Source organism: Streptococcus sp. IsoGale022 (assembly GCF_031142805.1).
GTDB classification, from domain to species: domain Bacteria; phylum Bacillota; class Bacilli; order Lactobacillales; family Streptococcaceae; genus Streptococcus; species Streptococcus sanguinis_A.
Window position 1 is genome coordinate 1 of the sequence record NZ_JAKZJI010000003.1, and the last position, 13795, is coordinate 13795.

The 13795-nt window shown below is 44.8% G+C and carries 13 protein-coding genes and 1 pseudogene; 1 reads left to right on the forward strand and 13 read right to left on the reverse strand.

Annotated elements, in window-relative coordinates:
* Positions 1 to 2 precede the first annotated feature (2 nt).
* Both RG608_RS02385 and RG608_RS02390 read right to left on the reverse strand, forming a co-directional pair.
* A complete protein-coding gene (locus tag RG608_RS02385) occupies positions 3 to 602 on the reverse strand; it encodes an ECF transporter S component (protein ID WP_268687290.1) in 600 nt (199 codons plus the stop codon).
* Positions 583 to 1448, reverse strand: a pseudogene (locus tag RG608_RS02390) (pyridoxamine kinase). The gene RG608_RS02385 and the pseudogene RG608_RS02390 overlap by 20 nt, the downstream one beginning before the upstream one ends.
* A gap of 39 nt (positions 1449 to 1487) precedes the next feature.
* On the opposite strand from RG608_RS02390, the gene RG608_RS02395 reads away from it, so the two are divergent.
* Positions 1488 to 2807, forward strand: coding sequence for a PLP-dependent aminotransferase family protein (locus tag RG608_RS02395; RefSeq protein ID WP_268687292.1), 1320 nt, complete (start codon positions 1488 to 1490; stop codon positions 2805 to 2807).
* Between the two features lie 49 nt (positions 2808 to 2856).
* Here RG608_RS02395 and RG608_RS02400 read toward each other — a convergent pair whose 3' ends face one another.
* From RG608_RS02400 to RG608_RS02450, 11 genes are all read right to left on the reverse strand, one after another.
* Entirely contained in the window at positions 2857 to 4596 is a 1740-nt protein-coding gene (locus RG608_RS02400) for an ABC transporter ATP-binding protein (RefSeq protein ID WP_268687293.1), read from the reverse strand.
* A gap of 1 nt (position 4597) precedes the next feature.
* Positions 4598 to 6340 (reverse strand): ABC transporter ATP-binding protein, encoded by a 1743-nt coding sequence (locus tag RG608_RS02405; protein ID WP_268687294.1) that lies wholly within the window; start codon positions 6338 to 6340, stop codon positions 4598 to 4600.
* A gap of 87 nt (positions 6341 to 6427) precedes the next feature.
* Entirely contained in the window at positions 6428 to 7099 is a 672-nt protein-coding gene (locus RG608_RS02410; RefSeq protein WP_268687295.1) for an MmcQ/YjbR family DNA-binding protein, read from the reverse strand.
* Between the two features lie 34 nt (positions 7100 to 7133).
* Positions 7134 to 7766, reverse strand: a complete 633-nt coding sequence (locus RG608_RS02415) for a copper homeostasis protein CutC (protein ID WP_268687296.1) — start codon at positions 7764 to 7766, stop codon at positions 7134 to 7136.
* 64 nt (positions 7767 to 7830) lie between these two features.
* Positions 7831 to 8691 (reverse strand): GNAT family N-acetyltransferase, encoded by an 861-nt coding sequence (locus tag RG608_RS02420; RefSeq protein ID WP_268687297.1) that lies wholly within the window; start codon positions 8689 to 8691, stop codon positions 7831 to 7833.
* A 90-nt stretch (positions 8692 to 8781) separates the two neighbouring features.
* Positions 8782 to 9381 carry a hypothetical protein gene (locus RG608_RS02425; protein WP_002917067.1) on the reverse strand — a complete coding sequence of 200 codons (600 nt, stop codon included), beginning with the start codon at positions 9379 to 9381 and terminating at the stop codon, positions 8782 to 8784.
* 203 nt (positions 9382 to 9584) lie between these two features.
* On the reverse strand, positions 9585 to 10631 hold the full coding sequence (gene rfbB, locus RG608_RS02430) for a dTDP-glucose 4,6-dehydratase (protein WP_268685750.1): 1047 nt from the start codon (positions 10629 to 10631) through the stop codon (positions 9585 to 9587).
* Positions 10632 to 10872: 241 nt separating this feature from the next.
* Complete coding sequence (locus RG608_RS02435; protein WP_015605114.1) at positions 10873 to 11466, reverse strand: dTDP-4-dehydrorhamnose 3,5-epimerase family protein; 594 nt, start codon at positions 11464 to 11466, stop codon at positions 10873 to 10875.
* Between the two features lie 4 nt (positions 11467 to 11470).
* Positions 11471 to 12340 carry a glucose-1-phosphate thymidylyltransferase RfbA gene (gene rfbA / locus RG608_RS02440; RefSeq protein WP_002913447.1) on the reverse strand — a complete coding sequence of 290 codons (870 nt, stop codon included), beginning with the start codon at positions 12338 to 12340 and terminating at the stop codon, positions 11471 to 11473.
* 135 nt (positions 12341 to 12475) lie between these two features.
* The gene (gene tmpA, locus RG608_RS02445) at positions 12476 to 13300 is read right to left on the reverse strand and encodes a ZIP family manganese transporter TmpA (protein ID WP_308946506.1); all 825 of its coding nucleotides are present in this window, start codon (positions 13298 to 13300) and stop codon (positions 12476 to 12478) included.
* 23 nt (positions 13301 to 13323) lie between these two features.
* Positions 13324 to 13794 carry an 8-oxo-dGTP diphosphatase gene (locus tag RG608_RS02450; protein WP_268687299.1) on the reverse strand — a complete coding sequence of 157 codons (471 nt, stop codon included), beginning with the start codon at positions 13792 to 13794 and terminating at the stop codon, positions 13324 to 13326.
* Position 13795 lies beyond the last annotated feature (1 nt).

Consider the following 13795-nt stretch of genomic DNA (forward strand, 5'->3'; position numbering starts at 1 on the left):
TCTCAGACGGTTTCTTCATTTATGTTGATTATTGATTTATCCCTGCTTTTCATTGGCCTTCTGTGCTTGTGCGCTTTTCTGACTTGCTGAAAGATTGGATATAAGATTGGGACAGCGATGACTGTCGCTAGACTGGAGCCAAATGTACCAGTAATCTTAGCTACTGCCAGTAAAAAGGCTGCTGGCAAACTGCTCCCGCCAAGCAGTGTTCCTGTCAGAGTGTACTTGAAAATATTAAGCACAATCTTCACCAAAGCTGCGGCTACTGCTGTCACAAGAATATTTCTTAGTCGTTCCTTTCTTTGAAAGAGTCCTTCATACAGAAAATGAATCACCACGGCCACCGCAAGTGCTTCTAACAAGATAATTGGGATTTCCGCTGCATAACCATTCAGCAAGTCAAATATTCCTAGTCCAATGGCAGCCGCTAAAAAACCGAGTTTACTGCCAAAAATCAGACAGCCCACTACCACTAGTGCATTTCCAAAGTGAATAAACTGAGCTCCGACAGGAATTTTAAAAAACTGAATGCTCAGAAAAATCAAAGCAGCAAATAAACTAATCATGGTTAAGGTTTGTAAATCAAGTGTTTGTTTCTTCATCTTTTTCCTCCATTAAGGCTTGAAAATCAGCAAAAAGCTCTCCTAGATAGGGCTGGTAAAAACGCCCTTCTTTGGATCTATTTGCTCTTTAAAGCTAAGTGCCAAACTCTTTTCAATAAACTTCAAAATCACAGGCAGGGCTTGCTTGATGTCAATCCCCTGAACAAAAGCTGCAGCTACAAGTGTCGTCAATATATCACCCGTTCCAAAAAATTGCTGGGGCAGAGCTGGACTAGAAAAAAGGTTAAACTCCTCTGATGCCGCATCAAAATAGGCCACACCAATCTGATTCTCTTTCATTGGCAAGCCTGTCAACAAGACCTTGCTCGGTCCTAACTCAGCCAAACGCTTGCTATAGTCCTCCCATCTATCTTCTGATAAACTCTTTTCGTAGGATTCTTCTAACAACAAACAGGCTTCCGTCAAATTGGGCAGAACCAAATCAGCATTTTGGCAGAGGCGACGCATATGGTCTAGATGGGCATCTGAAAATCCCTGATAAAAAGTCCCCTTGTCCCCCATGATAGGATCCACGATAAGGGGCAAGCTTTTTTCCTCTTTAAAGTGCAGCAAATTTTCCACCTGAATATCAGACTTCAAATATCCTGTTACCAAAGCTGAAAAGTCGAACTCCAGGCTCTGCCATTGTTTCAAAAAAGCAAGCATCCCGTGCGTGTAATCATCTATATAGACGTCTTGAAAACCGCCTGTATGGGACGATAAAATCATGGTTGGCAAGAGGGCCACCTCTAGCTGGCAAATTGCAAAGAGCGGCAGGGCAGCTGTTGCAGCAACCTTACCTAAGCCAGAAATATCTGTGGCCAGAATAACTGTTTTTGTTTTCATGACTCCTCCTACTTGCTCTCTATTGTAAAATATCTCAAAATGAGTTACAATATGAAAAAATCAAATCTGTATGGGGACAGTTTTATGACCAAGGCAAAATACCAACGCATCGTCGATAAGATTACTAAGGATATTAAAGAGGGAAAATTGGCTACTGGTCAGAAAATCCCTTCTGTCCGGAAGCTGGCAGAGCGTTATCATTGCAGTAAGGATACTGCGCAGAAGGCTCTGATTGAGCTCAAATATCAGAAATACATCTATGCCGTTCCCAAAAGCGGCTACTATGTGCTGGAGAATGCTCAGGAAGAAAAGCAGGATTTGGAGCTGCCTGTGAGGGATGACCGCCACCAAGCCTACGAGGATTTCCGACTCTGTGTAAATGAAACTCTGATCGGCCGGGAAAATTATCTCTTCAACTACTACCCTCAACAGGAAGGACTGGAGGATTTGCGTCGCTCCGTGCAAAAGCTAATGCTTGACTCTGCTGTCTATGCTTCTAGGGATCAGCTGGTACTGACTTCTGGCACCCAGCAGGCCCTCTATATCCTTTCACAGATTGATTTTCCCAATCAAAAAGAGCGTATCTTGGTGGAGCAGCCGACCTACCATCGGATTAATGATCTTCTGCTAGCGCAAAAACTTCCTTATGAAACCATTGAAAGGACACCGCAAGGGATTAATCTGCAAGAACTTGAGAGGATTTTTCAAAGCGGAAAGATCAAGTTTTTCTACACTATTCCGCGTTTCCACTATCCCTTGGGCCACTCCTACAGTCGGCAGGACAAGGAAGAGATTCTTCGGCTGGCCCAGCTCTATAATGTCTATATCGTAGAAGATGACTACCTATCAGACTTTGATAGCCGGCGGGAGCTGACCTTTCACTATCTAGACAATAGCCAGCGCGTCATCTACATCAAGTCCTTTTCAACCAGCCTTTTCCCAGCCCTGAGGATTACCGCCCTGCTCCTTCCGCCCCAGATTCAAAAGACCTTCATCGCTTACAAAAGTGCCGTGGACTACGACAGCAACCTCATCATGCAGAAGGCCCTATCGCTCTACATTGACAGTCTCATGTTTGAAAAAAATAGGCTGGCGCTGCTGCAGCTTCAAGAAGAGGAAGCAAGAAAAGCCCAGATACTACTGGAGCAAGCTCAGCTGCCGCTATCCAGCTATCTGACCAAGGACGGCATTCTGCTAGACTTAAGGTCACTTTCTTCCGTCAGTGCTCTCAAACACAGCAGCCTGCCGCTTGACTTCTTTGAACAGAGCTACCTTACTAGCTGCCCTTACCAGTATGCCAAGCTGCCTTACGATAACTTAGAAGAAAATGTAGAGAAATTAAAAGACTATTTAAAATAGGTGTAGAATTCATTCGGAATTCTACACCTTTTATTTATAATCAGGCTTTTCAAGACTCCATCATCCCAGCCTGCAGTTGGTACATTTTCTTATAGGTTCCATCTTGAGCTAGCAATTCTTCGTGGCTGCCGGATTCGATAATGCGGCCCTTGTCTAAGACATAGATGCAGTCGGCATCCTGAATGGTAGACAGACGATGGGCAATGGCAATGGTTGTCCGTCCCCGCCGCATTTTCCTCAGTGAAGCTTGAATCAGCTCCTCTGTCTCCGAATCAATATTGGCTGTCGCCTCATCCAAAATCAAGATTTTAGGCTTAGTAGCGATAGTTCTGGCAAAGGCTAGAAGCTGCCGTTGGCCGCTGGAAAAAGTCGCTCCCCGCTCAGTCACAGGGGCGTCATAGGCTTGAGGCAGCTGACTGATAAAGCCATGAGCATCTACAAACTTAGCCGCTTCTATAATCTCTTCACGCGTCAGCTGCTCTTGGTAAAGCCGAATATTGGAAGCAACGGTACCGTGATAAAGAAAGGGATCCTGTAAAACAAGACCAATCTTTCGACGCAGCTCCGCCTGACTATAGTCTTTAATATCACGGCCATCAATCAAAATTTGTCCCCGCTCAAACTCATAAAAACGCAGGAAGAGATTGATAATAGAGGACTTTCCAGAGCCAGTCGAGCCCACAAAGGCAATGGTCTGGCCTTTTTTGACAGAAAAGGAGATATCGTGCAAAACATCACGCTTCCCATCATAAGAAAAGGAAACATGCTTGAATTCGATACTGCCATCTTGGATTTGCAGATCTTGATTAGCCTGCTCAGGCTCATAGTCAGTGCGGTCCATAATTTCAAAAACCCGATCCGCAGCAACCATAGATGTCTGTAAAACAGAGTAATTCTGCATGACATCAATCAAAGGATTAAAAAGCTGATTAACATACTGGATAAAGGCATACATAATACCAGCCGTAATTCCCACCACTTGCCAAGTCAAGCCAAAGTAAGTCAGAATCACTCCATAAGCCAAGATTTTCAGTAGGGACATGGCTGGCCTCAGAAAGAGACTGTTGATATTGAGATAGCGATTGGTGAAACCTAAATGTTGGCCGTTAATTTCTTCAAATTCCCGCAGCAAGCGCTTCTCTTGTCCAAATGCCTGAATAATCCGCATTCCCTCGATACTCTCAGATAGCTTGACATTCAAATCGCTGAGTTTATTCCGGACCTGCTTGAGCTGACGATTGGATAAATGCTGATAGAGCAAGATAGAGGCTGCCATCAGAGGCAAAAAGAGAGCGATTATCAGGGTCAATTGCCAGTTGAGGGCAAACATAGCGCTCAAAGTAACAACTAAAATCAGCAGGGAGCTCAAAAAATTAGAAAAAATCTCACTGAACATATCTGCTACTGCCTGAGTATCATTGGTCAGGCGGGAAACGATAGCACCAGCTGGCGTTTTATCAAAATAAGCCATTTGCAGACGCTGGATATTGGCAAAGCTTTCCTGTCGCAAGTCCCGAACCACACTTTGAGCCACACGCGCAAAGAAATACTTTCCCAAGAAGGTAAAAAGTACCCGCAGGAGGAAAAGACCATAGTAAAGAGCCAGCAAAGGCAGGCCAGCCCAGGCCTGATTGCGGCCGATAAACTGATCAATAAAATAGCGGGCCAGAAGCGGCAATGCCGTTGTGACCAGAGTCGTCAGCAGAATGAAGGTCAAGGCCATGATGCTCACTATCCTGTAGCGCCACATATAGCCTAGGAGGCGATGAAAAGTTGCTTTCTTTTTCATGTTAATCTTCCTCCTTCAAGCTTTCTGCCAGCTGCTGATTATGGTATGTCTGAGCATACCAGCCTTTTTGCTCCAATAACTCTTGGTGAGTACCCCGCTCCTTGATCCGTCCCTCTTCCATAACCAAAATCAGGTCTGCATGCACCAAGGCTGACAGCCGATGAGCTGTGATGATGGTTGTCTTGCCAGCACGCTCAGACTTTAGATTTTCTAAAATCAGATGCTCCGTCTTGGCATCAACAGCCGACAGGGAATCATCCAAAATCAAAATTTCAGGATTGGTAATAATAGCTCGACTCATCGCCAAACGCTGCTTCTGCCCACCAGATAGGGACAAGCCCCGCTCGCCAACGACTGTATCCAACCCCTCTGGCATAGCCTGAATATCCTCATAAACACCGCAGAGTTGAGCAGCAGCTAGAACCTGGCTATCTGTCAGCTGGGGGTTAGCAAAGCGGATATTGTCCCGAATGGACAGAGCAAAGAGCATCTGTTCCTGTGGCACATAGCCGATGAGACGGCGCAAGTCTTTGAGGCGGTACTCCCGGATATCATGGCCATTCAGATAGATAGCCCCCTCCTGAATATCCTGCTCCCGCAGCAGCAAGCGCAGAAGAGTGGTCTTCCCTGAGCCAGTCTGCCCGACAATTCCCAGTGTCTGTCCCTGCTCAATGGAAAAATGAATATCCGATAAACTAGTCTCCTCGGTATAAGAAAACTTCTGAATGTCATAATCCAATCGACCATTTTCCGCATGAGAAAGGGGTTGTTCAGCTTCCTTGACCTCCGACTCCTGAGCCAGCAACTTCTCAATCCGTTCATAGGAAACAGCCCCTCGCTGGCCGATGTTAAAAAGATAGCCTGTCGCCTGCAGCGGCCAAACCAGCATATCCAGATAAGTGATAAAAGTAACCAACTCTCCTATGGTAAACTGTCCTTGGGAGATAAAAATTCCACCGAAAATTAAGGTCAAAACATAAGAAAGACCAATAAAAAGCAAAACCAAGGGATCAAAAAGAGAATCGTACTTGGCAGCCAAAACGTTTTTTTCGTAGACTTCCTGATTTGTCTTGGCAAAAGACTGAGTCTCAGCTTCCTGATAGCCAAAGGACTTGGTCACTCGAATCCCTGAAACACTCTCCTGAACCTTATTGTTCAAATCCGAAAAAGCCTCTTGAGCAGCCTTAAAACTTTCATGATTTTTTCGGCCAATCAAGCCCGTTCCCCAGGACAAGAAAGGCATAGGCACAATGGCAATCAAAGTCAGCCGCCAGTCCAAAACGAAAAACATAGTCAGCAAGGTCACCAGAGCTGTAATAGAAGCATCCACAGCTGACATGACTCCGCCCCCAGCCAGACTGACAACTGCATTGATATCGTTGGTCGCATGAGCCATCAAGTCCCCTGTTCGGTATTTTTGATAAAAAGAGGGAGACATGTGAGTAAAGTGCTCAAACAATCGAGAGCGCAGAATCCGTCCCAGGTTATTGGACGTCCCTAAGATATAAAGGCGCCAGACATAACGTAGGCCGTACATGATAAAAGCTGAAGCAATCAGCAACAGCAAATTAAAGAGCAACTCTTGAGAAGTCAGATGTTTGCTAGCAATTCGGTCAATAACCTGACCGATGACTCTGGGCGGTATCAGATTGAAGACGCTGACCAAGGACAAGGCCAAGATACCGATGATATAGCGCCGCTTTTCCAACTTAAAAAACCAGGCTAATTTTCTAATGAGGTTCATAATTTCTCCTATTCTTACTAGTCTTTTTATTATACTGTTTTTTGAGGAAAAATGAAACACAGCGGATTAGAGCGCTGTGCTTCGATTCTATTTTTTACTGGTCAGCTGGTAACTAACAGCCAGTAAATCAAAGATTTCCTGATCGCTCAGGCTATCATCCAAGGGCAGACTGAGCCAGTATTTCTTATTCATGTGAAAGGCCGGGTAAATCCCCTTTTTCTGAATTAGCTCTGCGACATGGTCATTCTTAACATTCAGCACCTCAATAGCGCCGCTTCGCTCTGCTTCAAACTTAGACCAGTCTGTGGTCAGAAAGGCTCCGTACCATTTTTTACTGTCCTGGTGGCGGAAAACCCCAGCTTTAGTCGAGCTCTTTCTGGACGACTTCTCCCAGAGGTACTCTATCTGACCCTGATAAACCTCAGCCGCGTGATCCCGCAGTCGCTTACTCTGCTCATAGAGAAAGCCAACCTCATCAAAACAGTGCTGACGGATAGCCAGCAGTACTTCCTGACAAGCTTCACGAACCTGACCGACAAACTCCCCCGTCACCTGCTCCATCTTGACCTGCAGATAGGCATCATCAGTATCACAGTCAAAGACCTGATAGTCCAGCTTCCCATCTCTGATAGTTACTTCCAAGCGAAAGTCACCCTTCATAATCTTCTGCGAGAAACGGTAAGCTCCATCAGACTTCTTAAAGCCGTAAGTCTGAAGCTTGTCTAGATTAGCCTTGTATTTTTCAAATAGTTCCAACATCTACTTAGCCGCTGCTAGCGCAGCTTCCCCCTCCTTAAAATACAATTTTAGTTCCATGCAGCTGGTCTACTGCCAGACTATCTATAACTTCCTGACGATTGCCCAGATGAATCCCACCTCCCGGCATGATATCAATCCGATCAGCAGCATGGTCGATTAATTCGTCCAGCCAAGCAAAATGCTCCTCAATTGGCTCACTGGCAGGTCCTCCGTGGGTCAAAATTCGCTGGACACCATTCTCAATCAGCCAATCCATTTCGCCAAACTGGTATTCAGCTGGTATCGCATCAAAAGCCATGTGAAAGACTACTTCCAGTCCCTTGCAAGCCTCTAGCAGCCGCTGCATCTTCGGAACATCTATTTCGTTCTTCTCCGTCAAGACACCAAAAACGACTCCCTGACTGCCAGCATCCTTAGCCTTTTGGATATCAGTCAGCATAATTTCAATCTCCAGGTCAGTGTAAACAAAATCACCGCCCCGTGGCCGAATCATGGTCATCACAGTCGCATCATAAAGCTTGGCCAAGTCAACTGCTGCTTGAATTACGCCATAGCTAGGCGTCGTGCCACCGACAGCAAGATTATCACAGAGTTCAATCCGCTGGGCTCCAGCCTTCATAGCCTTTTCTAGCAAGGTTACATTTTCCGCACAAAATTCATAAAGCATCATCTCACCTCTGATTTGATATATTAATTCCTTTTATCTATTATAACACAAGAACTTCGCGATATCAGCTCTTATCAAATTTTTTAGCTTCTCTTTGACACCAATCAAGCCATTTGGTCTGATAGTCTTCCTTGGACAAGATGCGGTTCTGTAAGTCAGCTATAGAGAATATGCCTCTTTCTTGACAAGCCTGAACACAGTATTGATAAAAGTCCCAGTTAAGCTCGTCTCTATCATAATAGATGGGGATATGAGAGAGGCCAGCCTGATATGCCTTAAAGGCTCTGCTATGTCCATCAGTAAAGAAAACTTTTCCATCCATGCGCTTGATAGGTAAAGGTTCAAGTTCTTGTTGGTCAAAATCAATACAAATCCTGTCCAGTTTTTCCCGTGAAAGGTAGAACTGACTGGGCTGGATCTGCGCTATGGGCAAGGTCAAATCAAGTGTATAGGACCTGCCTTTCTCCCTAGCAAGAGTTGGATAGAAACCAAGCGACTCAAACAAACTGCGAGAGGGCTGATTGAAATCATAAATTTCTTGAACTGCTAGTTTCTGATAGCCTAGATTGCGTGCGCGCTGTATCAAAGCAGAAAGAACTTTCTTGCCAATGCCTTTCCCGCGGTAGTCCGCTTTTCCAATGACAATCGGCAAATCATCTTGCCAAAAGGTCACATCCCCAATGGGTAGCCAGCACTCCTTCTCCCATACTTCAATAAAATACACTTCACCTTGCCTGGCAAGATATTCATACATCCTTTGAACTCGCTCTGGCGGATAGGGGTCTCTACTACCATCAATCATATAAATCATATCTGGATCTTGGTACCAGTCTATGGCCAACTCAAACTCGCCATCATAGGCTCGCAAACGCAGATTGTCATCAATAACAATCAACTCCTCTTGCAGGATATTAGGAATAGGCATCTTTTCTCCCTCACAATGCTATTGTTCAAATAATAGTATAAAAACTCCATTTGATTCGGAAGACTTCTTCCTCAAATGAAGTTTTCTTTTTTAGATTCCATAACCCATGCTGAACTGGATTTTAGCAGCTCCATTCTGGAAGCTGATTTTGTTAATGCTGTATTGACTCTGCGGCAGAGCTAGAAGGAAACTATCTCCCTCCGTCGTGATAGATGAATTTGAAGCCTGCATTTGTTGCTTCAGCATGCCTGTCACCCAAGATTTAGGGATAGGAAGAGAGCCTAACTTAGCACTATCAATTGTGATGTGCAAGACATTATCCCTCACCGTCACATCCACCTCTAGGTCCAGCTTACTGTCAATAAAGAGCAGTTTGACCGGATACTGGATGCGCAGCTTATTACCTTCAATACTGTAAACACTGTTCAGCAGCTCCTGATTCTCAGAGTCAGCCAGAAAAGACTTGAGCACCTGATTAAGCTGGACGCTATTGAGAGAAACTTCCGTGCTGACTCCCTGAGCCGTCACATTGGCATTGCTCAAAGCTGGCTCAATAATACTCATCCAGGAAGCACTGCCTTGAACATTCTTTAATTGTTCACTTTGATTAACAGATGCAGGAACCAGAAACAGGACTGCTGCAAGCAACAGCACCAGACCAATTCCCACTACTCTTTTTACCATTTTCATGTTTGTATTCCTTTAATTTGAGAAAATCCCTTTAGCTAAAAACACAGAAAGGATTTATCTTATTTTACACTATTTTTGCATAATTTTCTGTAACAAACATATTAAAAAGCTAACAATCCTGTGAGAAAAGGCTGGAACAGATAATCCCAGCCTCTCAATCTCATAGCGCTAGTTTTACAAGGCTCATCATAGATAGCCTATTCTTACTTAATCACTTCTTGAGTCTTAGCATAGTTGGCTTCAACTGCTTCTTTTTCTGATTTCCACCAGTCTTGGTTATCCGTGTACCACTTGATAGTCTCTTTGAGACCTGCTTCAAAGTTGGTAAACTCTGGCTTCCATCCTAGCTCATCGCGAAGCTTGCTGGCATCAATGGCATAGCGGAGGTCGTGGCCGGCACGGTCTGTCACATGATCATAAGCATCAGCTGGCTGTCCCATTTCCTTGAGAATCAGCTCCAGCACTTCCTTGTTATTTTTTTCACCGTCAGCACCAATCAAGTAAGTTTCGCCGATTTGTCCCTTGGTCAGAATTGTCCAGACGCCTGATGAATGGTCATTCGTATGAATCCAGTCACGGACGTTTTTACCTTCACCGTAGAGTTTTGGCTTGATACCACTCAGGATATTGGTGATTTGGCGCGGAATGAACTTCTCGATGTGCTGGTAAGGTCCGTAGTTGTTTGAACAGTTAGAAATAGTCGCTTTAACGCCAAATGAGCGCACCCAAGCTTTAACGATTAAGTCTGAAGCTGCCTTGGTTGATGAGTAAGGCGAGCTTGGATTGTACTTGGTTTCAGCCGTAAATTTCTCACCTGGTCCTTCTCCATGACCTGGCAAATCTTCACGCAGAGGCAGGTCACCATAGACTTCATCAGTAGATACATGGTGGAAACGAATGTCGTACTTACGAGCTGCTTCCAAAAGCGTGTATGTTCCGATGAAGTTGGTATGAATGAATGGACTCGGATCATTGAGCGAGTTATCATTGTGGCTTTCTGCTGCGTAGTGAACGATAGCATCCACTTCAGCTGCCAGCTTATCTACCAAGGCTGCATCAGCAATATCTCCAACAACCAGCTCAACACGGTCGCCTAAAATTTCTTCAATATTAGCACGATTCCCCGCGTAAGTCAGCTTGTCCAACACTGTCACATGGACATCTGGAAAGTTGTTGTAAACATAGTGGACAAAGTTAGAACCGATAAAACCAGCTCCACCTGTCACGATAATTTTTTTGTATTCAGTCATTTTTATTCCTTAACTTTTTTATAATTGCCTTAAGTGGTAGGGACGCAAGCAAACCTTCGGTTTCATTGCTTATTTTTGAGCCTCATGTCTCAAAAATCCCCTGTCATGTAACAAACTAAATAATTTGTTACATGACTTACACCACAGAGGCAATCATTTCTTCCACTCGCTGAGCTCGGATAGGAGCTGAGCTAAATCATATATTTCAATATAAATTAATGCGTCAGAAAAGAATTCTTTTTTACAAATCTTCTTTTCTTAGAGGTTTGACATCCTTAAGTAGTGGATGGTTCTTGTCTGCTTCTGAGACTTCTGCTGCTTCTAGGTTTTCCCACTGGATGCCTAGAGCTGGGTCTGCATAGTTGACAAAGGCATACTTCGGTTTGAGTTCCAAAGCCCAATAGTCATTCACCAGATAGCTATAGGAAACGGTGTCAGAAAGGACTTGGAAGCCGTTTGCTACACCACGTGGCACAAAAATTCCCTTGCTGGCATCGATTACTGTCTGGTAAGTATTGCCAAAGGTTTCTCCCTCGCGCAGGTCGACCCAAGATCCCAGCACCTTGCCGTCATCTGCAACAGAGATGTACTTGTCCCATGGTTCAGCATGAAGACCCCGCAGGACATTTTTACGAGAAAAGCTGACATTATTTTGCAGTTTTCCTTCTGCAAAGAAGCTTTCAGGAAAGCCTAGCGGCAGCATTTTTTCCTTTTGGAAATTCTCCTTAAACCAGCCTCGGTTGTCCCCGCGTACAGGGATATCAAATTCCAGCATTCCAGGGATTCCGGGAACCTCACGCGCTGCTAATTCCTTATCAAAAAATTGTTCCGTCATCTTCTTATTCTTCTCCAATCAAGCGCAAGAGATAGTGGCCATATTCATTCTTTTTCAATGGTTGCGCCAATTCATGCACTTGCTCTTTAGTGATATAGCCCATACGATAGGCAATTTCTTCCAGATTTGCCACTTGAACGTTCTGCATACGCTGAACTGTTTCAATATATTGAGCAGCTTCTAAGAGACTTTCGTGGGTACCTGTATCCAACCAAGCAAAACCACGTCCCATAAGCTCCACAGACAAATCACCACGTTCCAAGTAAGCCTTGTTGACATCTGTGATTTCCAGTTCTCCGCGAGGGCTTGGCTTGATGTTCTTGGCAATTTCTACGACATCATTATCGTAGAAATACAGTCCTGTCACTGCATAGTTAGAGCGTGGCTGTTCCGGTTTTTCTTCGATGGAGATAGCATTCATATTTTCATCAAATTCTACTACACCAAAGCGTTCTGGATCCTTGACATGGTAGCCAAAAACAGTTGCTCCTTTTTCCTTAGCAGCAGCATTTTGGAGCATCTTACTCAGACCTGGTCCATGGTAGATATTATCCCCAAGAATCAGCGCCACGCGGTCATCTCCAATAAAATCAGCCCCAATGATAAAGGCTTGTGCCAGTCCGTCTGGACTTGGCTGCTCTGCATAAGAGAGCTTGATACCAAACTCAGAGCCATCTCCCAGCAGATCCTCAAAACGAGGCAGATCCGTCGGAGTGGAGATAATCAAGATGTCCTTGATACCAGCCAGCATAAGAGTTGACAGTGGATAATAAATCATGGGTTTGTCATAAACCGGCATGAGCTGTTTTGATGCAGCGCGGGTCAATGGATAGAGACGTGTACCAGAACCACCTGCAAGAATAATACCTTTCATAATGAGTTTCCTCTCTTAATGTATTCTCCTTATTCTACCATTTTTGAAAGCGGATGTCATCCTTTTCACTACCCTCAAACAAAAGAAAAAGAGCGGAAATTCCGCTTTCTTTCGCTCTTTGATTCCAAGTTAGTATCAACCCAAAGCCACATCCAAGACCATCATGAGAACGAAGCCCACCATGAGGCCTAAAGTCGCCACATCGGTATTGCCATTGGTCTGCGAATCTGGTATCAACTCCTCTACCACCACGAAAATCATAGCTCCTGCCGCAAAGGAGAGGGCATAAGGTAGAATAGCCGTCATAGCCATGACAGCTACAGCTCCCAGGACAGCCCCGATTGGCTCTACAATAGCTGACATGGAACCCCAGTAAAAGGCTTTAAGCCGAGACTTGCCGTCCGTCCGAATCGGAATGGACAGAGCAGCCCCCTCCGGGACATTTTGCAGGCCAATTCCCAAAGCTAGGCCGACAGCCCCAATAAAGGCTTCCGGACTAGGATTGGCGGCCAAAGCACCAAAGGCTACCCCTACCGCTAAACCTTCAGGAAAATTGTGAATGGTAATGGCTAAGAAGAGCAAGGCCGTCTTGGACAGCTTCTTTCGGCTATGCTCAGGAACACTCTCTGCCTCTGAAATATCCTTGCTCAAGTGCAAGTGAGGCACCACAGCATCAATCAGCCGCAAGAAAAAACCTCCTACTAAAAAACCAATCGCTGCCGGCAACCAGGACAGCTTGCCATAAGAACTTTGCGCATACTCAATCGACGGTGCCAGAAGTGACCAAAATGAAGCCGCAATCATGACGCCTGCTGCAAACCCCATCATAATATCCAGCAGCTTTCTGCTGATATTCTTAAAGAAAAATACAACAGCCGAGCCTACAATGGTACATCCCCACGTGAAAAGCCCAGCCAAGAAAGCCTGCATAACTACAGGCTGCGATCGTAACCAGTCCATAAACTTCTCCTTATCCTCTGAAATCAATCATACAAAATCGTCTTGGTTTCCCCGATACAGTGTTTTTCCTCATTCCAGTAATGAATCCGCTCGAAAGAGCCTTTCCGCCAGTAGAGAGGCAAACGTTCACGTATGTCGTCCTGCATATCTATTTGGCCAAGTTCCGAAATCTTCCACCATTTGGGCTCCCCTTCATGATCGTTTCCCCTGACTTGTCCTTCAAAGGCAGTACAAAGAAAATCGTAATATACATACCGTTCTTCTTTACTTGGATTAGTGAAGCCTGAAATCCCCTTCAATTCCAAGTTTAGAGCAGTCAGCCCCGTTTCTTCTTTTAATTCGCGCCTTGCAGCTTCAAAAAAAGATTCTGGAAACTCCACCTTCCCGCCTGGTTGTATCCACCCTTTAAAATTATCATGCTGGCGATTGAGCAGTAGGATTTCTTCATCTTTTTTTACACAAATATTGACCCAATTCAAAATAGTTTCTGTCATA

What these genes read in the sequence shown, in the direction of transcription:
- RG608_RS02385 (WP_268687290.1), bottom strand. Translation starts at nt 602, where the DNA reads ATGAAGAAACAAACACTTGATTTACAAACCTTAACCATGATTAGTTTA.
- RG608_RS02395 (WP_268687292.1), top strand. Translation starts at nt 1,488, where the DNA reads ATGAGTTACAATATGAAAAAATCAAATCTGTATGGGGACAGTTTTATG.
- RG608_RS02400 (WP_268687293.1), bottom strand. Translation starts at nt 4,596, where the DNA reads ATGAAAAAGAAAGCAACTTTTCATCGCCTCCTAGGCTATATGTGGCGC.
- RG608_RS02405 (WP_268687294.1), bottom strand. Translation starts at nt 6,340, where the DNA reads ATGAACCTCATTAGAAAATTAGCCTGGTTTTTTAAGTTGGAAAAGCGG.
- RG608_RS02410 (WP_268687295.1), bottom strand. Translation starts at nt 7,099, where the DNA reads ATGTTGGAACTATTTGAAAAATACAAGGCTAATCTAGACAAGCTTCAG.
- RG608_RS02415 (WP_268687296.1), bottom strand. Translation starts at nt 7,766, where the DNA reads ATGCTTTATGAATTTTGTGCGGAAAATGTAACCTTGCTAGAAAAGGCT.
- RG608_RS02420 (WP_268687297.1), bottom strand. Translation starts at nt 8,691, where the DNA reads ATGCCTATTCCTAATATCCTGCAAGAGGAGTTGATTGTTATTGATGAC.
- RG608_RS02425 (WP_002917067.1), bottom strand. Translation starts at nt 9,381, where the DNA reads ATGAAAATGGTAAAAAGAGTAGTGGGAATTGGTCTGGTGCTGTTGCTT.
- rfbB (WP_268685750.1), bottom strand. Translation starts at nt 10,631, where the DNA reads ATGACTGAATACAAAAAAATTATCGTGACAGGTGGAGCTGGTTTTATC.
- RG608_RS02435 (WP_015605114.1), bottom strand. Translation starts at nt 11,466, where the DNA reads ATGACGGAACAATTTTTTGATAAGGAATTAGCAGCGCGTGAGGTTCCC.
- rfbA (WP_002913447.1), bottom strand. Translation starts at nt 12,340, where the DNA reads ATGAAAGGTATTATTCTTGCAGGTGGTTCTGGTACACGTCTCTATCCA.
- tmpA (WP_308946506.1), bottom strand. Translation starts at nt 13,300, where the DNA reads ATGGACTGGTTACGATCGCAGCCTGTAGTTATGCAGGCTTTCTTGGCT.
- RG608_RS02450 (WP_268687299.1), bottom strand. Translation starts at nt 13,794, where the DNA reads ATGACAGAAACTATTTTGAATTGGGTCAATATTTGTGTAAAAAAAGAT.